This is a genomic window from Tardiphaga sp. 172_B4_N1_3 (assembly GCF_052076035.1).
Lineage (GTDB): Bacteria > Pseudomonadota > Alphaproteobacteria > Rhizobiales > Xanthobacteraceae > Tardiphaga > Tardiphaga robiniae.
Window position 1 is genome coordinate 2,328,643 of record NZ_CP197238.1, and the last position, 18,748, is coordinate 2,347,390.

The 18,748-nt window shown below is 63.2% G+C and carries 21 protein-coding genes; 11 read left to right on the plus strand and 10 right to left on the minus strand.

Translation table 11 applies throughout. The features are described from left to right. Positions 1–19 precede the first annotated feature (19 nt). The 3 genes from gatC to AB7783_RS10880 all read right to left on the minus strand — a co-directional run bounded on the left by gatC (position 20) and on the right by AB7783_RS10880 (position 1,847). The gene (gene gatC / locus AB7783_RS10870; RefSeq protein ID WP_068732434.1) at positions 20–307 is read right to left on the minus strand and encodes an Asp-tRNA(Asn)/Glu-tRNA(Gln) amidotransferase subunit GatC; all 288 of its coding nucleotides are present in this window, start codon (positions 305–307) and stop codon (positions 20–22) included. Between the two features lie 90 nt (positions 308–397). After that, positions 398–1,474 (minus strand): NAD(P)H-dependent flavin oxidoreductase, encoded by a 1,077-nt coding sequence (locus AB7783_RS10875; protein WP_120292081.1) that lies wholly within the window; start codon positions 1,472–1,474, stop codon positions 398–400. Between the two features lie 148 nt (positions 1,475–1,622). Beyond that, the gene (locus tag AB7783_RS10880; RefSeq protein ID WP_068732430.1) at positions 1,623–1,847 is read right to left on the minus strand and encodes a hypothetical protein; all 225 of its coding nucleotides are present in this window, start codon (positions 1,845–1,847) and stop codon (positions 1,623–1,625) included. Positions 1,848–1,930: 83 nt separating this feature from the next. Here AB7783_RS10880 and AB7783_RS10885 point away from each other — a divergent pair, with 83 nt between their 5' ends. Genes AB7783_RS10885 through AB7783_RS10895 form a run of 3 tightly spaced genes read left to right on the plus strand, consistent with a single transcriptional unit; the run spans position 1,931 to position 3,958 of the window. After that, positions 1,931–2,488: a GNAT family N-acetyltransferase gene (locus AB7783_RS10885; RefSeq protein ID WP_441277625.1), complete on the plus strand. Its 558-nt coding sequence runs from the start codon at positions 1,931–1,933 to the stop codon at positions 2,486–2,488. Between the two features lie 47 nt (positions 2,489–2,535). Further along, positions 2,536–3,027: a Holliday junction resolvase RuvX gene (gene ruvX / locus AB7783_RS10890; protein WP_441277626.1), complete on the plus strand. Its 492-nt coding sequence runs from the start codon at positions 2,536–2,538 to the stop codon at positions 3,025–3,027. A gap of 4 nt (positions 3,028–3,031) precedes the next feature. After that, positions 3,032–3,958 (plus strand): AEC family transporter, encoded by a 927-nt coding sequence (locus tag AB7783_RS10895; RefSeq protein WP_441277627.1) that lies wholly within the window; start codon positions 3,032–3,034, stop codon positions 3,956–3,958. Between the two features lie 62 nt (positions 3,959–4,020). Here the strand turns inward: AB7783_RS10895 and AB7783_RS10900 are convergent, their stop codons facing one another. The 3 genes from AB7783_RS10900 to AB7783_RS10910 all read right to left on the minus strand — a co-directional run bounded on the left by AB7783_RS10900 (position 4,021) and on the right by AB7783_RS10910 (position 7,299). Next, positions 4,021–4,815, minus strand: coding sequence for a lysostaphin resistance A-like protein (locus tag AB7783_RS10900; protein ID WP_441277628.1), 795 nt, complete (start codon positions 4,813–4,815; stop codon positions 4,021–4,023). Continuing rightward, complete coding sequence (locus AB7783_RS10905; protein WP_441277629.1) at positions 4,812–6,458, minus strand: isovaleryl-CoA dehydrogenase; 1,647 nt, start codon at positions 6,456–6,458, stop codon at positions 4,812–4,814. The genes AB7783_RS10900 and AB7783_RS10905 overlap by 4 nt, the downstream gene beginning before the upstream one ends. A gap of 67 nt (positions 6,459–6,525) precedes the next feature. After that, entirely contained in the window at positions 6,526–7,299 is a 774-nt protein-coding gene (locus tag AB7783_RS10910) for a M15 family metallopeptidase (protein WP_441277630.1), read from the minus strand. Between the two features lie 148 nt (positions 7,300–7,447). Between AB7783_RS10910 and AB7783_RS10915 the strand changes: the two genes are divergently transcribed. The 4 genes from AB7783_RS10915 (at position 7,448) to AB7783_RS10930 (ending at position 11,224) form a co-directional block, all read left to right on the plus strand. Continuing rightward, a complete protein-coding gene (locus tag AB7783_RS10915) occupies positions 7,448–8,401 on the plus strand; it encodes an aspartate carbamoyltransferase catalytic subunit (protein ID WP_089263769.1) in 954 nt (317 codons plus the stop codon). A gap of 5 nt (positions 8,402–8,406) precedes the next feature. Beyond that, on the plus strand, positions 8,407–9,708 hold the full coding sequence (locus AB7783_RS10920; protein ID WP_441279679.1) for a dihydroorotase: 1,302 nt from the start codon (positions 8,407–8,409) through the stop codon (positions 9,706–9,708). Between the two features lie 58 nt (positions 9,709–9,766). Beyond that, positions 9,767–10,354, plus strand: coding sequence for a glycerol-3-phosphate 1-O-acyltransferase PlsY (gene plsY / locus AB7783_RS10925; protein WP_439077504.1), 588 nt, complete (start codon positions 9,767–9,769; stop codon positions 10,352–10,354). 90 nt (positions 10,355–10,444) lie between these two features. Continuing rightward, the gene (locus AB7783_RS10930; RefSeq protein ID WP_441277631.1) at positions 10,445–11,224 is read left to right on the plus strand and encodes an alpha/beta fold hydrolase; all 780 of its coding nucleotides are present in this window, start codon (positions 10,445–10,447) and stop codon (positions 11,222–11,224) included. 107 nt (positions 11,225–11,331) lie between these two features. Here AB7783_RS10930 and AB7783_RS10935 read toward each other — a convergent pair whose 3' ends face one another. Further along, complete coding sequence (locus AB7783_RS10935; protein WP_441277632.1) at positions 11,332–11,730, minus strand: hypothetical protein; 399 nt, start codon at positions 11,728–11,730, stop codon at positions 11,332–11,334. Positions 11,731–11,838: 108 nt separating this feature from the next. Between AB7783_RS10935 and dprA the strand changes: the two genes are divergently transcribed. Further along, on the plus strand, positions 11,839–12,957 hold the full coding sequence (dprA, locus tag AB7783_RS10940) for a DNA-processing protein DprA (protein WP_441277633.1): 1,119 nt from the start codon (positions 11,839–11,841) through the stop codon (positions 12,955–12,957). Positions 12,958–12,961: 4 nt separating this feature from the next. On the opposite strand, the gene AB7783_RS10945 is transcribed toward dprA, so the two are convergent. Then, positions 12,962–13,342, minus strand: coding sequence for a winged helix-turn-helix transcriptional regulator (locus AB7783_RS10945; RefSeq protein ID WP_439077507.1), 381 nt, complete (start codon positions 13,340–13,342; stop codon positions 12,962–12,964). A gap of 97 nt (positions 13,343–13,439) precedes the next feature. Here AB7783_RS10945 and AB7783_RS10950 point away from each other — a divergent pair, with 97 nt between their 5' ends. Further along, entirely contained in the window at positions 13,440–14,048 is a 609-nt protein-coding gene (locus AB7783_RS10950; RefSeq protein ID WP_441277634.1) for an FMN-dependent NADH-azoreductase, read from the plus strand. Between the two features lie 172 nt (positions 14,049–14,220). Here AB7783_RS10950 and AB7783_RS10955 read toward each other — a convergent pair whose 3' ends face one another. Next, a complete protein-coding gene (locus AB7783_RS10955) occupies positions 14,221–14,994 on the minus strand; it encodes a glucose 1-dehydrogenase (protein WP_120292057.1) in 774 nt (257 codons plus the stop codon). A 126-nt stretch (positions 14,995–15,120) separates the two neighbouring features. On the opposite strand from AB7783_RS10955, the gene AB7783_RS10960 reads away from it, so the two are divergent. Then, complete coding sequence (locus AB7783_RS10960) at positions 15,121–15,570, plus strand: winged helix-turn-helix transcriptional regulator (RefSeq protein WP_093761332.1); 450 nt, start codon at positions 15,121–15,123, stop codon at positions 15,568–15,570. Here AB7783_RS10960 and AB7783_RS10965 read toward each other — a convergent pair. After that, positions 15,559–15,765: a hypothetical protein gene (locus AB7783_RS10965; RefSeq protein ID WP_441277635.1), complete on the minus strand. Its 207-nt coding sequence runs from the start codon at positions 15,763–15,765 to the stop codon at positions 15,559–15,561. The genes AB7783_RS10960 and AB7783_RS10965 overlap by 12 nt on opposite strands. A 232-nt stretch (positions 15,766–15,997) precedes the next feature. Here AB7783_RS10965 and topA point away from each other — a divergent pair, with 232 nt between their 5' ends. Beyond that, positions 15,998–18,742, plus strand: a complete 2,745-nt coding sequence (gene topA, locus AB7783_RS10970) for a type I DNA topoisomerase (protein ID WP_315842643.1) — start codon at positions 15,998–16,000, stop codon at positions 18,740–18,742. The last annotated feature ends 6 nt before the right edge of the window (positions 18,743–18,748 follow it).

The window sequence follows — 18,748 nt, forward strand, 5'->3', positions numbered from 1 at the left end:
TCGAACGGTTCTTGCTCGATTACTCGACGACTTTCGGCACCAGGAAGAAATGATCCTCGGACTCCGGCGCATTCGCCGTCACCGCATCGACGATCTCGCCGTCAGTGACGACATCGGCGCGCTTCTTCATTTCCATCGGCATCACCGAGGTCATCGGCTCAACGCCGTCGACATTCACTTCCTGCAACTGCTCGACAAAGGCCAGCATCGCGTTCAGCTCGCCCTGCAGATGGGGAACTTCAGCGTCTGTGACCGCGATCCGCGCGAGATGCGCGATACGGCGAACGGTGGCAGCATCGACGGACATTATATAGGCCTCAGGGCAACATCTGTCCGCCGTATAGCAGACGGAGGTTTCGCGCCGCAACCGGCGGACGCCTCCGCCTTGTTTGACGCCCTAGCCCCGCAATTCAGCCATCCGCGCCAATGCGGCGGCCGCCAGTGACCGTGTCAGCTCCGCCGCAGGCCGTTCGCTGCCCATTCCAACCGACTGCCCGGCCCAGAGATTGGTAAAATCGGTCCGTCCGAGCTTCTCGGCGGCGGCTTTCAGCGGCCCCAGCGCGGTCGCCGAATGCGGGAACGCCGGCGCATCGGGCGATACCGGCCCGACCTCGCGCATCACACGGTTGATGACGCCGCGGGCCGGACGGCCGGTCATGACATTGGTGATGACGGTGGAAGCATCCGACGCCCCGGCCAGGGCTGCACGGCCCGGTCCGCTCACCTTGGATTCCGGTGTACGCAGATAGGCGGTGCCGATCTGCACACCGGCCGCGCCGAGCGCAAAGGCTGCCGCGATGCCACGCCCATCGGCGATACCGCCCGCCGCGATCACCGGCACCTTCACCGCATCCACCACCTGAGGCAGCAGCGCGAACAGGCCGGGCTGCGTAGCGATATCCTCGGTCAGGAACATGCCGCGATGACCGCCGGCCTCCGCGCCCTGCGCGATGACTGCATCCACGCCGCGCTCTTCGAGCCAGACGGCTTCCTTGACGATGGTTGCAGAGGCAATGACCCGACAGCCGGCTGCCTTGATGCGCTTCAAGAGCGCCGGGTCCGGCAGGCCGAAGTGAAAGCTGACCACTTCGGGCTTCAGCTCTTCCACCAGCGCGCACATCGCCTCATCGAACGGCGCGCGGTTGGCCGCATTGATGTCTGCATTCGGATCGAGCCCGAGTTCGGCGTAATAGGACGACAGCCGCTTGCGCCAGTTGGCCTCGCGTGCCGGATCGGCGTCCACCGCCGTATGGCAGAAGTAATTCATGTTGACCGGCGCGGAGACGCGCTGGCGCACGATATTGATCTGCTCACGGGCTTTCTCCGGCGAGATCATTGCGCACGGCAACGAGGCCAGCGCGCCGCCCTCCGCTGCGCCGATCATGATGTCGGCATCCTGCACACCGGCCATCGGCGCCTGCACGATGGGAAATTCGGTGCCGAAAAGGTCGATCAGTCGGCGGTCGGGCCACATGGGGGATCTCCGGATTCTTGCGACAATCTTGCGGCAATGCCTCTGAATCCAGCGGCAAAGCAGTGACGATCTTGAGACAAACGTGAGGAAATGGCACGCGCGTCATTGCCGAGCCACGCTGAGGCTAACACGGCCGCACCCGCGCGAGCTATGCGGTTGCGCGGGGGATGAGCATCCACTTGCGCAGCGCAACGCCAGCCCAGATCGCCTCCACCAGCCCGAACGGCCAGGCGCCCTGCAGGAAGCCGTAGAGCGATCCGAGCCCGCAGGCGCCGGCAAAGGCCAGCGTGAACCACGGACTGCGTGCTTCCAGCGCGTAGCAGACCAGCATGGCGCTGACCGCGAACAATCCAAACAGGCTGAGGGCGTCCATAGATCGGGCTCGTGACGTAAGACGCAGAAACGCGGGAACGATGCTACCTTGCCGCAAATCACCACCGATGTGAAACGCGACCGATGACCGCTGCCATTCCCGAACTCACCACGCCCAGGCTGATCCTGCGCCCACTCGTGCTGGCTGACTCCGATGCCGTGCAAAAGCTTTTCCCGCGAATAGAGGTGGTGCGTTTCCTGGCCAGCCGCGTGCCATGGCCCTACCCGGCTGACGGTGCCTTCACTTTCCTGCGCGATGTCGTGCTGCCAGGCATGGAGGCTGGTACCGAATGGCACTGGTCGATCCGCCTGAAGACCGCACCGGATCAGCTGATCGGCATGATCAATGTCAGGGATAGCAGTGACGATAACCGCGGCTTCTGGCTCGATCCCGCCTGGCACGGGCAAGGGCTGATGACCGAGGCCAGCGACGCCGTCACCGATTACTGGTTCGACACCCTGCAGCGGCCCGTCCTGCGCGTCATCAAGGCCATCGCCAACACGGCTTCACGCCGGATTTCGGAAACCTCCGGCATGCGCGTGATCGCCACCGAGGATCGCGACTACGTCTCCGGCCGTTGGCCCTCGGAAATCTGGGAAATGACCGCCGAGGAATGGCGCAGCCGCCGTCCGCCCCGATAATTGCGGCGCAGCGTTTGACCTGATGGCCGCGCGTGTTATGCGGGGCGATGCCCGCTGTCATCCTTCCTCTCGTTGAAGCCGCCGCCCATCTGCCCGCCCGCGGCGCGCTGATCGGCCTCGATCTCGGCACCAAGACCATCGGTGTCGCGGTGTCCGATCCCGATCGTCGTCTCGCCACCGGCATCGAGACCGTGGAGCGCACCGCGTTCAAGGCCGATGCCGCGCGCCTGCTCAAGCTCGCCGGCGAGCGCAATATCTGCGGCTTCGTGCTGGGCCTGCCCATCAACATGGACGGCAGCGAGGGGCCGCGCGCGCAATCGACCCGCGCCTTCGCCCGCAACTTCTCGAAACTGACTGAACTGCCGATCGCCTTCTGGGACGAGCGGCTCTCCACATCTGCGGTCGAGCGCGAACTGATTGCCAATGATGTCAGCCGCGCCAAACGCGCCAAGGTCATCGACGAACATGCCGCGATCTTCATTCTTCAGGGCGCGCTAGATCGCCTCGCCGCCTTGCTGCGCACGCCGGATATTCGCTGACCCCATGCTGACGGTATTTGCCGCTCTCGTCCCGGTCTTCCTGCTCATCGTGCTCGGCTACGCGCTGCGGCGCCTGCTGCTGAAACAGAACATCGAATGGGTCGGGCTGGAACAGCTCGTCTATTATGTCCTGTTCCCCGCCCTGCTCATCGACACACTGGCGCGCGCCAATCTGGCGTCGGTGCCCATCGCAGGTGTCGGCGGTGCCTTGTTGCTCTCCGTCATCCTGATGTCTGCGCTATGTCTGGCGCTGCGTCCGTTGCTGGCGCGGGCCATCGGCCTCGATGGGCCGGCATTTACGTCGCTGTTTCAGGGCGCCACGCGTTGGCAGACCTTCGTGGCACTATCGGTCGCCGGCAATCTGTGGGGCGATCTCGGCATCACGCTGGCCTCCGTCGCCATGGTGGCGATGATCCCGCTACTGAATATTCTGGCGGTCTGGGTGCTGGCGCATTACGCCTCACCGCAACGGATGGCCTGGCCGGCGCTGCTGCTGACCATCGCCAAGAACCCGCTAATCTGGGCCTGTGTGATCGGCCTCGCGATCAATCTGGTCGGTCTGCCGGTCCCCAAGCCCGCCCACGAGTTCCTCGATGCGCTCGGGCGCTGTTCGCTGGCGATGGGCCTGCTCATTGTCGGCGCCGGTCTTCAACTCGAAGGCCTGCACAGACCCGGCATGGCTGCAGCACTGACGGTCGTCTTGAAACTGGCCGTGATGCCGCTGATCGCCATGGGCCTCGGCATCGCCTTCGGCCTGTCCGGCCCCAATCTCGCGGTGGTCGTCTGCTGCGCGTCGGTGCCGTCGGCGTCGAACGGCTATATTCTGGCGCGGCAGATGGGCGGCGACGCGCCCCTCCTGGCGCAGATCCTGACCATTCAAACCACGCTGGCGGTCCTGACCATGCCTGTATTCATCGCGCTGGCGGAATAGGTTTTTCTTTTTTTGAGCATGATCTTGCCCGAAAACCGGTTCCCACTTTTCGGGATCATGCTCTAGGGCGATATCACACCGTTCGCGATGAGCAGCGTCTGAACAGTCGCCGCCAGATTGTTGAGGCCATGCAGAAAGATCGTCAGCCATGTCGAGTGGCTGCGATAGCGCATATAGCCGAACAGCAGGCCGATGGTGAAAATCTCGACGAAGAAGAACCAATCGTATTGCAGATGCATCGCCGTCCAGACCAGCGATGACGCCACGATGGCGCCAAACGGCCGCAAAAACGATTCCGACCAGCCGCGATAGAGGAAGCCACGCGCGAAGAACTCTTCGGTCATCGGCGCCCCGACGCAGAACGCGATCACGAGCAGCCACAGCGCGCCGTCGGCGCGGGCCGACTTCAGCACTTCCAGCATGAAAGTCGGCGCGGAGTCGCGCCCCATGCCTTTTGCGACCAGCTCCCAGGCGCCGACCAGCACGATCAGCGCCACCGTGCCAATGACATAGTTTTTCCAGGACGTGCCGCGCAGGCCGAGGTAGTCGGCAAAGGATTGCCGCGCCATGCGTGTCGCCAGCCACAGTGCCAGACACACGGCCGGAAGCCCCATGAGAACGGACGCGGCGATGGTCGTACCGCTGCTCATGGCCTTGATCAGCAGCGTCGCATCGAGTGACGCATCCTTGATCAGCAGGTAATAGGCGACGACGGTCAACTGACCGACGAACATCGCTGCAAATGCGAATAGCCCCCAGAGGCACGTGCCCCAGAATTTCCAGACCCGCGGCGGCTTTGTCGCGGGTGGCAGATCCGAGGGTACAACGGGAGCGATCGGCGTCTCCAGTGCACTCACTGCGGCAACGCCCGCTCGAGCAGTCCCCGACCCTGAGCTTCGGTCAATTCAGCGGTGCCGTAGATCGCGTTGCGCGCACCATCGAGGCGTGTCCGCGCAAACAGTTCAGCATGGGGCGGATGCACCATGTTCAGCGCGGCACAGGCTGCCAGCAACGCCAGCGATTCCACTGCTTGCCGCGCTACACGCTCGCTATCGGGCCGCAGCAAGGTGCGAATGATAAAGGCCGCAGTGTCGGCCGCGCCGGGCAGTCCGCGCGTCTCCAGCATCAGATCCTGCAGCACCGCGGTCGATGCGTCGCCTTCGCGCGACAGCGCCCGCAGCACATCGAGGCACATCACATTGCCGGAGCCTTCCCAGATCGCATTGACCGGCGCCTCACGATAGTGCCGCGCCAGAATGCCCTCCTCGACATAGCCGTTGCCGCCCATGCATTCCATGGCCTCGTAAAGGAAGCCCGGCGCCGATTTGCAGACCCAGTACTTCACCACCGGCGTGAGGAAACGCATATACGCCGCCTCGGACGTATCCTCCGCCGCCAGGTCGAAGGAGCGACACAGCCGCATCACCAGCGCCGTCGATGCCTCCACATGCAGCGCCATATCGGCGAGCACGCTTTGCATCATCGGCTGATCGGCAAGATGTTTCTGGAACACGCTGCGATGCCTGGCGTGATGCAGCGCATGAGCCAGACCCGAGCGCATCAATCCGGCCGATGCTGTGGCGCAATCCTGCCGCGTCAGCTGCACCATCTGGATGATGGTGCGGATGCCCTTGCCCTCGTCGCCGACGCGCAGTGCATAGGCGTCGTTGAATTCGACTTCCGACGAGGCGTTGGAGCGATTGCCGAGCTTGTCCTTCAGACGCTGGAAATTCAGCGCATTGAGCGAACCATCCGGCCGGAACCGCGGCATGAAGAAACAGCTCAATCCGTCCTCGGCCTGCGCCAGCACCAGGAATGCATCGCACATCGGTGCCGACATGAACCATTTGTGGCCACTGATGCGATATGCATCGCCGTCGCGCATCGCGCGCGTCATGTTGCTGCGCACATCCGTGCCGCCCTGCCGCTCGGTCATGCCCATGCCCAGCGTCATGCCACGCTTGGCCGACCATGGCGCAAAGCTCGGATCGTAATCGCGGCTGGCAATGACCGGCATCACCTGCGCCAGCACATCCGGCTGCATCGCCAGCGCGCCGACGGCAGCGCGTGTCATGGTGATCGGGCATAGATGCCCGGTCTCGACCTGCGCCGCCATGTAGAATTTTGCGGCGCGCGCCACTTCGGACGCGCCGCGTGCGGACTTGCCGTCACGCGTCCATGTCGAATTGTGAATTCCCGCTGCAATGCTCTGTGCCATCAGCTCGTGATAGGCTGGATGAAACTCGACCTCGTCGCGCCGGTTACCGCGTGCATCGAAAGTCCGCAGCTTCGGCGTATTCTCGTTGGCCAGCCGCGCGCGCTGCGCCATCTCGGCCGATCCCCAGAGCTGACCGAATTCGGCGTGGTCGACATAGGCGAACGAGCCCTCATTCATCGCAACCGCTTCCACGAGCGGCCGGTCCAGCTCGAACAGATTGACGTCCTCGAATGGTGGCGACTGGTTGAGCACCGCATGAATGGCAGAGGTGGCGTCGGTCATGAATCAGTTCCGGCTGGAGGCGGTATTGCGAATCATTTTACGCCGGATCGGCCGCGATTTCACGGGGCTATCTTGCCTGCCGCGCAATCGGGAAATCGTAGGCGCGTGCGCCAACGCCCGGCAGCGAGAAGTGCCACCATTCCTTGGAATAATTCACGAAGCCCTGCCTGCCCATCGCCAACGTCAGGAGATCCCGCCAGCGCCGCTGCGCGGGTGAGATCGCGCGCGATCCGGTATGCGCCTTGGCATCGGAGCAATCGTAACCCGTGCCCATGTCAACGCTGCCCTCGGGCGCGCGCTGTGCTTCCGGCGCGATGCAGCTGGCATAGGCCTTGTTCGGATCGAATGCCGGCGACGCAGGCGCATGCAGATCGACCAGCGTCAGATCGAGCGCCGCGCCGGTGGAGTGGCCCGAGCGCTCGGCGATATAGCCGAGCCTGAACAGATCGGCTTTACTGAAGGCTGGATTATAGCGCTTCTGCGCCGGCGTCGCGTTGCCATCGCGCGCCCACGCCACCATGTCGCGCGACGCCCGCGCCGGCCGATAGCAATCCAGCATTTTCAGCGACAGGTTTTGCGCCATCAACTCGCGCTGCACCTTCTGCAGAGCGAGGCCGACCGGGCGCTTCACCACGCATTCCGCGCTATCATAGCCGCTGAGCTTGCGGCCGACGAAATTGTTGACGCCGGCATAGCGGATGTCCTGCCGGATCGAGGGATCGATATCGCGCAGGAACACGAAATCATCGGGCAGGTTTTGCGCATGCGCGGGCACGGCGCCGAAGGCCAGGAACAGCCCCGCCGACACCGTCGCGACCACCTGGTTTAGAGCATGTCTCATGACGGGTTCCGGAGCTCCAACCAAGGCGATTCCGCGGGAATTTGGCCTCACCATCTTTACCCTGCCGCTGGACTGACCGGGGGATAACCCGAAACCGGCCGAATCGCGCTTGCTCCGCTTTTCAACTCTGCCTATAGCTTTCGTTTTAATGACCCAAGCCACGAAATCCTCTTTCGTCCTCGGACACCGGCATTTGCTGGGCATCGAGGGCCTTTCCGCCGCGGATATCACCGGCCTCCTCGACCTGTCCGAGGAATATGTCGAGCTGAACCGCCAGGTCGACAAGAAGCGCTCCTCGCTGCGCGGTCGTACCCAGATCAATCTGTTTTTCGAGAATTCGACGCGCACCCAGTCGTCGTTCGAACTGGCCGGCAAGCGGCTCGGCGCCGACGTCATGAACATGTCGGTGTCATCGTCCTCGATCAAAAAGGGCGAGACGCTGATCGACACCGCGATGACGCTGAACGCGATGCATCCCGACATTCTCGTGATGCGCCATCATGCCTCCGGCGCGGTCGAACTGCTGGCGCGCAAGGTCGACGGCTCCGTCATCAATGCCGGCGACGGCGCCCATGAACATCCGACGCAGGCCCTGCTCGATGCGCTGACCATCCGTCGCAACAAGGGCCGCCTCGAAGGTCTGGTGATCGCGATCTGCGGCGACGTGCTGCATTCGCGGGTCGCCCGTTCCAATATTCTCTTGCTCAACACCATGGGCGCGCGCGTCCGTGTGGTCGCGCCCTCCACGCTGCTGCCGCCGGGCATCGAGCGCATGGGCGTCGAGGTCGCGCGCGATATGCGCGAGGGCCTCAACGGCGCCGACATCGTCATGATGCTGCGGCTTCAGCGCGAGCGCATGAACGGTTCGTTCGTGCCATCGTCCGCCGAATACTTCCAGTATTTCGGCCTCGACCAGAAGAAGCTCGCTTACGCCAAGCCCGATGCGCTGGTGATGCATCCCGGCCCGATGAACCGCGGTGTCGAGATCGACTCCCTCGTCGCGGACGGCGCGCAGTCGCTGATCCGCGAACAGGTCGAGATGGGCGTAGCGGTCCGCATGGCCGTGCTCGAAGCGCTCGCGCGCAACCTGCCGAACGCGTGATGCCCATGCTGACAGATCGCCGCCCTATCCTCCTCGCCAATGCGCACCTGATCGATCCATCCAGCGATCTCGACGGCGTCGGTGACGTCCTGATCGCCGACGGCGTTATCCGCGATGCCCGCCGTGGCATCGGCGCGGCCGGCGTGCCCGAAGGCACCGACATCATCAATTGCGCCGGCAAGGTTGTGGCCCCCGGCCTCGTCGACATGCGCGCCTTCGTCGGCGAGCCCGGCGCCAGCCACCGCGAGACTTTCGCCTCTGCCAGCCGTGCAGCCGCAGCCGGCGGCATCACCACCATCATCTGCCAGCCGGACACCTCGCCGACCATCGACAATTCCGCCACGGTCGATTTCGTGCTGCGGCGCGCCCGCGACACCGCCATCGTCAACATCCATCCGATGGCCGCCCTGACCAAGGGCCTCGAAGGCCATGAGATGACCGAGATCGGGCTGCTGAAAGCGGCCGGCGCCGTCGCTTTCACAGATGCCGACAAGAGCATCACCAACGCGCAGATCATGCGCCGTGCGCTGACCTATGCGCGCGATTTCGACGCGCTGATCGTGCATTACACCGAGGATCCCGACCTCGTCGGCGAAGGCGTGATGAATGAAGGCGAGCGCGCGTCACGGCTCGGCCTGATGGGCATTCCCAATGCCGCCGAAGCCATCATGCTGGAGCGCGACATGCGTCTCGTCGCCCTCACCGGCGGGCGCTACCATGCGGCATCGCTGACCTGCATCGAATCCATCGAGATCCTGAAGCGTGCCCGCGACGCCGGCTTGCGTGTCAGCGCCTCCGCGTCGATCAATCACCTGACGCTGAACGAAAACGACATCGGGCCCTATCGCTCCTATCTCAAATTGTCACCGCCGCTCCGCACCGAAGAGAACCGCCGTGCGCTGGTCGAGGCCGTCGCGTCAGGATTGATCGACGTCATCATGTCCGACCACAATCCGCAGGATGTCGAAACCAAGCGGCTGCCATTCGCCGAAGCCGCGCCGGGTGCCATCGGCCTCGAAACAATGCTGTCGGCGGGATTGCGGCTGATCCACAATGGCGAGCTCACCTTCACCCAGTTGATCCGTGCGATGTCGACACGCCCGGCCGAACTGCTCGGCCTGCCGGGCGGCACACTGCGCCCCGGCGCTGTCGCCGACATCATCGTCATTGACGCCGATGTACCGTGGGTGCTGGATCCCGCGGATCTGAAATCGCAATGCAAGAATACACCATTCGACGAAGCCCGCTTCACGGGGCGCGTCGCACGCACTATTGTCGGCGGACGCACCGTTTACGAGCACGTCTGACGCGATAAGCGCGTCTGCGAACACGAAAGTGCGAAGCGCGTCTTAGAATAGAGGTCCGATGATCGTTCTCTACATATTCGCTGCCGCGCTCGGTTATTTCCTCGGCTCGGTTCCTTTCGGACTGGTGCTGACCAAGCTCGCCGGCACGCAGGACATCCGCACCATCGGCTCGGGCAATATCGGCGCCACCAACGTGCTGCGCACCGGCCGCAAGGGCCTCGCAGCGGCGACGCTGCTGCTTGACGCCCTCAAGGGCACCGTCGCCGTGATCATCGCCGGCAGCGTCGGTGGCCCAATCCCGGCCATGATCGCCGGTCTCTTCGCCTTCCTCGGTCACCTCTTCCCGGTCTGGCTCGGCTTCAAGGGCGGCAAGGGCGTCGCCGTCTATATCGGCATCATGTTCGGCCTGTACTGGCCGGCCGCCATCGTGTTCTGCCTCGCCTGGCTCGCCTGCGCTTTCACCTCGCGCTACTCGTCATTCTCGGCCCTGACCGCCAGTGCCATCACGCCGATCTTCCTGTGGTGGGCCAAGGCGCCACAGCTCGCCGTGCTGGCCACCGTGCTGACGCTCCTGCTGTGGTTCATGCACCGCGAGAACATCAAGCGATTGCTGAATGGCACCGAAGGCAAGATCGGCGCGAAGTAGTAGTTGCGGCATTAAAACATCAGAATCCACGGCCAAGATCTCCCGGCGCGGCGACACTTCCCACCAAACAAGTCTGCAAAGGCTCCACGCGTGCTTTATCTGCACAGGTCAAGCGGGCCGAACCTACCTGCCGTCATATTCCTGCACGCAATCGGAACCAGCGGCTGGATGTGGCAGGAGCAGATCGAGCAGTTGACGGACTTCGATTGTCTCATCCCCGATCTGCCGGGCCATGGGCACAGCCATGACGTCAGGTGGCGCTCGTTCGAGCAGACCGCCGATCTCGTCGCGGAGATCATCCGCAAAAATGTACCGTCGGGGCGCGCGCATGTCGTCGGTCTGTCGCTCGGTGCCTATGTCGGGTTGACGCTTCTGGCGCGACATCCCAGTGTCGTCGAGCGGGCCCTGTTGAGCGGGATCAACGTCTTGCCGCTCCCCAACAGATGGCTGGTCGACGCCGCCGCCTATGCGATTGCGCCGCTGATCAAAACCCAGCTGTTTGCGCGCCTCAACGCGCGGACACTGAACATTCCAGCGGATCGGTTCGAGGCCTATCGCCAATCGCTTCAGCCATTGTCTATCCGAGACTTCATCGGAGCAAGCCACGACGCCAGCGCGTTTTCACTTCCCGCGAACGCGGCAGAAATTCAAACGCCGACGCTGCTCGTCGCGGGCGAACACGAACACCCCTTGATCCTCGCTTCAATGGCGCGGCTGCGTCAGGTGCTGCCGAATTCGCAGGCGCGGCTGGCCAAGGGCGTCGGCCATGCCTGGAATGGCGAACGACCTGACTTGTTCGCCGCCACCGTCAAGGCATGGTGCGCGCAGCGCGAACTTCCCGACGAACTAATGAATTTGACGATGCAGTAGCCGAAGAAATAAGCGGCATTCTGATCGAGCCGCACGGGGACATTAAAACACCCGAGCGCCCTGCTTCGCGTCGAGATCGAACTCCCAGATCTCGACGCCGCGGCTGATCAGGTGACCGTTGTTTTGATATAGTGCGAGATCAGACTCACCTTCGAATGCGGGTGAAGATGTTTGAGCACGAACAGAATCTTCCGATAGTCGCGCGGCGCCGCACCGAACAGCAGCATGGCTTCGTTCATGCCGCGGATCTTGGCGCTCGGCCGATTGCCGGACACTGTCCAGGTGTAGGACTTGCACTCCACCAGGATGCGCGGGCTGGCGCTGCCGAGATCGAAGCGCTTGTTCTTCTGTAGCCGGTGGCCGACGGGTACGACGAAATTGCGCGCAAGCTGCACGCCCTCGGAATGAAAGAAGATCTGCGCCGCTTCCTCGAACTCACGCCCAACGACGGCGTTGCTCGATGCGCCGATCCGCTGGAAGTTGTTCACGTCCCAAAGCATTGCCATCACTGAACACAAGCCATCAGGGCTCACCCCTACTCTCGCACCTTAAGTGCGAATGTCAATTGAATGCATCCTTAAGTTGATAGACACTCCCCACCGGGGGAGCATGGCTTGGACAGCATCTCACAGGGCAGCACACAGCTCACGGACGCCCAGCGGCTCGACTGGTTGCGGCTGATCCGCAGCGACAATGTGGGGCCGCGTACTTTTCGATCGCTGATCAACCATTTCGGCAGCGCACGCGCCGCGCTGGAGCGACTGCCCGATCTGGCGCGCCGCGGCGGCGCTGCCCGCGCCGGCCGGATCTGCAGCGCCGACGACGCACAGCGTGAACTCGACCTCGGACGCAAGATGGATGTCGCGCTTGTCGCGCCTGGTGAGCCCGGCTACCCGCCGCGATTGGCGGGGATCGACGATGCACCGCCGCTGCTCGGCATCCGCGGCAAAGTGGACGCACTGACGCGGCCGATGATCGCCATCGTCGGCTCGCGCAATGCGTCCGGCGCGGGACTGAAATTCGCGGAGAGACTGGCGCGCGATCTCGGCGATGCCGGTTTCGTGATCGTGTCGGGCCTCGCACGCGGCGTTGATCAGGCCGCGCATCGCGCCAGTCTGAATGGCGGCACCGTGGCTGTGCTGGCTGGCGGTCATGACAAGATCTATCCGCCCGAACACGAGGACCTGCTGTTCGCCCTGCTGGACAACGGCGGCGCGATTTCCGAGATGCCGCTCGGCCATGTCCCACGTGCTCGCGATTTCCCGCGTCGCAATCGCCTGATCTCGGGTGCCGCGCTCGGCGTCGTCGTGATCGAAGCGGCGCATCGCTCGGGCTCGCTGATCACCGCGCGGATGGCCGCCGAACAGGGCCGCGAAGTGTTTGCCGTGCCGGGCTCGCCGCTCGATCCCCGCGCCGCCGGCACCAACGACCTCATCAAGCAAGGCGCGGCGCTGGTCACCGAAGCATCCGACGTCATCAATGCGGTCGCGCCGATCATGGAGCGGCCGATCGAATTGCCGAGCCGTGAACCTGATGACGTCACGTCATTCGATGAACCAGACAGCAGCGACCGCGCACGCGTGATCGCATTGCTCGGTCCAAGCCCGGTCGGCATCGACGATCTTATTCGCCTTGCCGGTACATCGGCTGCCACTGTACGCATCGTGCTGCTGGAGCTCGAGCTTGCCGGACGGCTGGAGCGTCATGGCGGAGGGTTGGTGTCGATGATCTGAGGACTCAGTCCTGCGAATTGCGCCCGTCGAAGTTTTTTCGTGCGGTGTCGATATCGGGCAGATGTTGCTGCGCCCATTCGCCGAGCTTTATGACCGGATCGCTCAGGCCTCGGCCGAGATCCGTGAGTTCATAGTCCACACGCGGGGGCACGGTCGGAAACACGGTACGCGTCACCAGACCGTCGCGTTCAAGCCCGCGCAAGGTCAGGGTCAGCATCCGCTGCGAGATGCCGCCGACCATCCGTTTCAACTCGTTGAAGCGCCGTGGACCGTCGCCGAGCAGCATGATCACCAGCACGCTCCACTTGTCGCCGACCCGCGCCAGCACCGAGGCGACGCCGCGACAGTCGCTCTCCTGATGCGGAATCGCCGGCAAAGCAGGCACCTTTTTGTGCTCGGGTTTCAAAATTGTGCCTTCTTGTGCGGTTTCGGCCAGTCACTCATGTAGCGTCAGTTACAAACCTATACCATGAGGTGACCACATGAAACTGCTCCATATCGATTCCAGCGTTCTCGGCCCCCACTCCGTCAGCCGGCAGGTTTCCGCCGCCATTACCGACCGGCTGGCCAAGGCCAATCCTGGCCTTGAGACCACCTATCGCGATCTCACCGCCACGCCGCTGGCGCATCTGTCCGGCTCCCATCTCGCCGTCGCGCAGGGCGCAGCGCCCGATGCGGCGCTTCAGCCCGATCTCGCCGCCGGTAGTGCCGTGCTGGAGGAGTTTCTTGCTGCCGATATCGTGGTGATCGGCGCACCAATGTACAACTTCACCATTCCGAGCCAGCTCAAGGCGTGGATTGATCGCATCCTCGTCGCCGGCAAGACATTCAAATACGGCGACAAGGGTGCCGAAGGCCTCGCGGGCAGCAAGCGCGTCATCGTCGCCATTTCACGCGGCGGCTTCTACGGCGCGGACATGCCGACGGCTGCCGGCGAACATCTCGAAACCTATCTGCGCTGGGTGTTCGGCTTCATCGGCGTCACCAATCTCGAATTCATCGCCGCCGACGGCATCATGATGGGACCGGAGCTACGCGAGAAAGCCGTTGCCGGTGCCTTGCAGGCAGCGACAGATCTCCACGCGGCTTAACTAACGCGTCGTTCCGGGGCGCGTTTTCAGCGCAGCTGAATGCGCGAACCTCAGCCACTCCAATTGGAGTGGCGAGGAACCTCGAAATGAGATTCACATATCGAGATCCCGGGTTCATGCCGTCCGCTGCGCGTTCGGCCTGCCCCGGGATGACGATGCGCGTTGCGATCATTCAGCTACGATAGGCCGGTGCACCTGCCGGGGCCGATGTCACGCCGCCATCGACGAAAATCTCGGCGCCCTGAATGTTCGATGCATCATCCGACGCGAGAAACAGCACGGTCTTCGCAACTTCTTCCGGCTTGCCGAAACGCCCGAGCGGAATGGTCTGCGACAGGCGCTTCTCGAATGCGTTGAAAGCTTCCGGCGTCGGCGCAACACGGTCCCAGATCGGCGTCGCGGTCGCGCCCGGCGAGACCACGTTTACGCGGATGTTGCGCGGCGACAGTTCGGACGCCATCACGCGGGCCATCGCGCGCACGCCGGCCTTGCTCGCGGCATAGGCAGCATAGCCGGGATTTCCGAGCACGGAGATCACCGAACCGTTGAGAATGATGGACGCGCCATCGTTGAGATGCGCGGCTGCCGCCTGCACGGTGAAGAACACGGCGGTGATGTTGGTCTTCAAGACGGACTCGAACACATCGAGCGCGGTGCCACCCACTGGCGTATGCGCGCTGATGCCTGCATTGGCGAATACGATGTCGAGCTTGCCGAATTTCTCGACAGCTTTGGCCACGGCATTCTCGGTGGCAGCAATGTCAGTCGCATCAGCCACGATGCCGATCGCATTCGGGCCGAGTTCGGCCACCGCCGCGTCGAGCCTCGCCTTGTCGCGACCAGTGATGGCCACCTTGGCGCCCTCAGCGACGAAGAGCTTCGCCGTGGTCAGTCCAATACCGCTATTGCCGCCCGTGATGAGCGCCGTCTTGTTCGCCAAACGCATGGTGATCTCCTGATGATCAAGTGGTTGCTTTTTAAAACCACATGGACATTTAGGGCGGATGGTTTCATAATGCAACCACATGTCCGCTAATCACTGCATTTCTTTTTCCCGCCGCTGGAAAGTCGCATGGCCAAACGCACCAGTCTCAAGGACTCCACCTGCCCCGTCGCCCGCTCCATGGAGGTGATCGGCGACTGCTGGACGATGATGATCATCCGCGACGCCATGCTAGGCGCGCGGCGCTTCGGCGAATTCCAGAAGAGTCTCGGACTGGCGAAGAACATTCTCGCCGTCAGGCTGAAAGCCCTCGTGGAGGACGGCATCCTGAAACTGGAGCCGGCAGCCGACGGCAGCGCCTATCAGGACTATGTCCTGACCCCGAAAGGCCAGGCGGTTCATCCAATCATGGTGGCGCTGCGCCAGTGGGGCGAGGATTATGCGTTCAAGCCCGGCGAACCGACGACCATCATGGTCGATCGCAAGAGTGGCAAGCAGATCAAGAAGCTGGAACTGCATGCGGCCGACGGCAGGCTGCTCGGCTATGGCGACACCACGATTGTGCCCTCAACCGCCTGAGAGCTTGCGCAGTCCCTGCAGCCGAAGGATTTCCTCGGTTTCGAGATGCGCCATATCGAGCAGGTAAGCGAGCATGTCGTGGCGATGGCGGCGCGCCATCCGCGACAGATCGCGGACCGCACTCTTTATATAAAGAGCCGCCTCCTCGGGCCCGCCATCGCCCTGCGCCTGATCGTCCGGAATGGGCGGTGTCATAGGCATTCCCTACCCGGGCAGTCCGGGCGAAATCGGCACCAACGAAGCATCAACTAATACCCTTAATGGTTGTATTTTACAACCCTTGGTAAATGATTGGGAACCAACAGGCGGGGCCATCAACAACTCACGATTTGACACGGGACCCCTTCGCACCCATGTTCGCCGCGAAACGGCTGGCGCGACTCTCGCAGACCCAAGCCGGATTCCCCCTGTAAGTTATTGGAATCACATGAATCTCGTCATTGTCGAGTCGCCTTCAAAGGCCAAGACGATCAACAAGTATCTGGGCAAGGACTATGAGGTCCTGGCGTCGTTCGGCCATGTCCGCGACCTTCCCGCCAAGAACGGATCGGTCGATCCCGACGCCAATTTCCAGATGATCTGGGAGATCGACCCCAAGGCCGCCAGCCGGCTGAACGACATCGCCAAGGCCGTCAAAGGCGCCGACAAGCTCATTCTCGCGACCGACCCTGATCGCGAAGGCGAAGCGATCTCGTGGCACGTGCTCGAAGTCCTCAAGCAGAAGCGCGCGCTGAAAGACCAGAAAATCGAACGCGTGGTGTTCAACGCGATCACCAAGCAGGCCGTTACCGACGCGATGAAGAATCCGCGCGAGATCGATGGCGCACTGGTCGATGCCTATATGGCGCGCCGTGCACTCGATTATCTGGTGGGCTTTACGCTTTCTCCTGTGCTGTGGCGCAAGCTGCCCGGCGCCCGCTCCGCCGGCCGCGTGCAATCGGTCGCGCTGCGCCTGGTCTGCGACCGCGAGCAGGAAATCGAGAAGTTCATCCCGCGCGAATACTGGTCGCTGGTGACCACGCTGGCGACGCCGCGCGGCGAGAGTTTCGAAGCCCGCCTGGTCGGCGCTGACGGCAAGAAGATCCAGCGTCTCGATATCGGCACCGGCGCCGAAGCCGAGGACTTCAAGAAGGCCATCGAAGCCGCCAACTTCACGGTCTCCACGGTCGACGCAAAACCCGCGCGCCGCAATCCGCAAGCGCCGTTCACGACCTCGACGCTGCAGCAGGAAGCCAGCCGCAAGCTCGGCTTCGCGCCGGCGCACACCATGCGCATTGCGCAGCGTCTCTATGAAGGCATCGACATCGGCGGCGAAACCACCGGTCTCATCACCTATATGCGAACCGACGGCGTGCAGATCGACCCCTCCGCCATCACGCAGGCCCGCTCTGTCATCGGCGAAGACTACGGCAAGCAATATGTGCCGGACGCCGCGCGGCAATATACGAGCAAGGCCAAGAACGCGCAGGAAGCGCACGAAGCGATCCGTCCGACCGATATGTCGCGTCGCCCGGCGAGCCTGCGCGGCCGTCTCGATAGCGATCAGTCGCGGCTCTATGAATTGATCTGGATGCGCACCATCGCCAGCCAGATGGAATCCGCCGAGATGGAGCGCACCACCGTCGATATCGCTGCCAAGGCAGGTTCGCGCCTGCTCGAATTGCGCGCCACCGGTCAGGTCGTGAAGTTCGATGGTTTCCTTGCGGTCTATCAGGAAGGCAAGGACGACGACGCCGAGGATGAAGATTCACGCCGCCTGCCCGCCATGAGCGAAGGTGAAGCGCTGAAGAAAGAGAACCTCGCGGTTACCCAGCATTTCACCGAACCGCCACCGCGCTTCTCGGAAGCCTCGCTGGTCAAGCGCATGGAAGAGCTCGGCATCGGCCGTCCCTCGACCTATGCATCGATCCTGCAGGTGCTGAAGGATCGCGGCTACGTTCGTCTCGAAAAGAAGCGCCTGTACGGCGAGGACAAGGGCCGCGTCGTCGTCGCCTTCCTCGAAAACTTCTTCGCCAAATATGTGGAATACGATTTCACCGCAGCGCTGGAAGAGAACCTCGACAGGATCTCCAACAACGAGATTTCCTGGCAGCAGGTGCTCAAGGATTTCTGGACCGACTTCATCGGCGCCGTGAACGAGATCAAGGATCTGCGCGTGGCGCAGGTGCTGGATGCGCTCGACGAGATGCTCGGCCCGCACATCTACGCCCCGCGCGAAGACGGCGGCGATCCGCGCCAGTGCCCGACCTGCGGCACCGGTCGTCTCAATCTGAAGGCCGGCAAGTTCGGCGCCTTCGTCGGCTGCACGAATTATCCGGAATGCCGCTACACGCGTCCGCTCGCCGCCGATAGCGGCGCCAATGCCGATCGCGTGCTCGGCCCCGATCCGGTGTCAGGTCTCGAAGTGGCGGTGAAGGCCGGACGTTTCGGGCCCTATATCCAGCTTGGCGACGCCAAGGATTACGAAGAAGGCGAGAAGCCGAAGCGCGCCGGCATCCCGAAGAACACGTCGCCCAGCGATGTCGAACTCGATCTGGCACTCAAGCTCCTGTCGCTGCCGCGCGAGATCGGCAAACATCCGGAGACCGGCGAGCCGATCACCGCGGGCCTCGGTCGTTTCGGGCCGTTCGTGAAACACGAGAAGACCTATGCCAGCCTGGAAGCCGGCGATGAGGTGTTCGACATCGGCCTCAACCGCGCGGTCACGCTGATCGCCGAGAAGATCGCCAAGGGCCCGAGCGGTCGCCGCTTCGGCGCCGATCCCGGCAAGCCGCTCGGCGACCATCCGACCCTCGGCGGCGTCGCCGTGAAGGGCGGGCGTTACGGCGCCTATGTCACCGCGGGCGGCGTCAATGCGACGATCCCGAGCGACAAGACCCAGGAAACGATCACGCTCGAAGAGGCGATCGCGCTGATCGACGAGCGCGTGGCCAAGGGCGGCATCAAGCCGAAGCGCGGCGCCAAGAAAGCACCGGCGAAGAAGGCTGTCGCCAAGAAGGCCGACGCGGCCGAGAAGAAGCCGGCGGCCAAGAAGGCCGTTGCGAAGAAAGCCACAGCTAAACCCAAGGCTGAAACGGCTGCCGCCAGCAAGGCGCGCGCGCCGGTGAAGGCGAAGACATCGCCTGCCAAGAAGAAGGCCGCGAAAACGGTCGCGAAGAAAAGCGCTGGCTAGAACGGA

Excerpts from the sequence above, each read along its gene's own strand:
- gatC (WP_068732434.1), bottom strand. The coding sequence starts at position 307 with ATGTCCGTCGATGCTGCCACCGTTCGCCGTATCGCGCATCTCGCGCGG.
- AB7783_RS10875 (WP_120292081.1), bottom strand. The coding sequence starts at position 1,474 with ATGTGGCCCGACCGCCGACTGATCGACCTTTTCGGCACCGAATTTCCC.
- AB7783_RS10880 (WP_068732430.1), bottom strand. The coding sequence starts at position 1,847 with ATGGACGCCCTCAGCCTGTTTGGATTGTTCGCGGTCAGCGCCATGCTG.
- AB7783_RS10885 (WP_441277625.1), top strand. The coding sequence starts at position 1,931 with ATGACCGCTGCCATTCCCGAACTCACCACGCCCAGGCTGATCCTGCGC.
- ruvX (WP_441277626.1), top strand. The coding sequence starts at position 2,536 with ATGCCCGCTGTCATCCTTCCTCTCGTTGAAGCCGCCGCCCATCTGCCC.
- AB7783_RS10895 (WP_441277627.1), top strand. The coding sequence starts at position 3,032 with ATGCTGACGGTATTTGCCGCTCTCGTCCCGGTCTTCCTGCTCATCGTG.
- AB7783_RS10905 (WP_441277629.1), bottom strand. The coding sequence starts at position 6,458 with ATGACCGACGCCACCTCTGCCATTCATGCGGTGCTCAACCAGTCGCCA.
- AB7783_RS10910 (WP_441277630.1), bottom strand. The coding sequence starts at position 7,299 with ATGAGACATGCTCTAAACCAGGTGGTCGCGACGGTGTCGGCGGGGCTG.
- AB7783_RS10915 (WP_089263769.1), top strand. The coding sequence starts at position 7,448 with ATGACCCAAGCCACGAAATCCTCTTTCGTCCTCGGACACCGGCATTTG.
- AB7783_RS10920 (WP_441279679.1), top strand. The coding sequence starts at position 8,407 with ATGCTGACAGATCGCCGCCCTATCCTCCTCGCCAATGCGCACCTGATC.
- plsY (WP_439077504.1), top strand. The coding sequence starts at position 9,767 with ATGATCGTTCTCTACATATTCGCTGCCGCGCTCGGTTATTTCCTCGGC.
- AB7783_RS10935 (WP_441277632.1), bottom strand. The coding sequence starts at position 11,730 with ATGGCAATGCTTTGGGACGTGAACAACTTCCAGCGGATCGGCGCATCG.
- AB7783_RS10950 (WP_441277634.1), top strand. The coding sequence starts at position 13,440 with ATGAAACTGCTCCATATCGATTCCAGCGTTCTCGGCCCCCACTCCGTC.
- AB7783_RS10955 (WP_120292057.1), bottom strand. The coding sequence starts at position 14,994 with ATGCGTTTGGCGAACAAGACGGCGCTCATCACGGGCGGCAATAGCGGT.
- AB7783_RS10960 (WP_093761332.1), top strand. The coding sequence starts at position 15,121 with ATGGCCAAACGCACCAGTCTCAAGGACTCCACCTGCCCCGTCGCCCGC.
- AB7783_RS10965 (WP_441277635.1), bottom strand. The coding sequence starts at position 15,765 with ATGACACCGCCCATTCCGGACGATCAGGCGCAGGGCGATGGCGGGCCC.
- topA (WP_315842643.1), top strand. The coding sequence starts at position 15,998 with ATGAATCTCGTCATTGTCGAGTCGCCTTCAAAGGCCAAGACGATCAAC.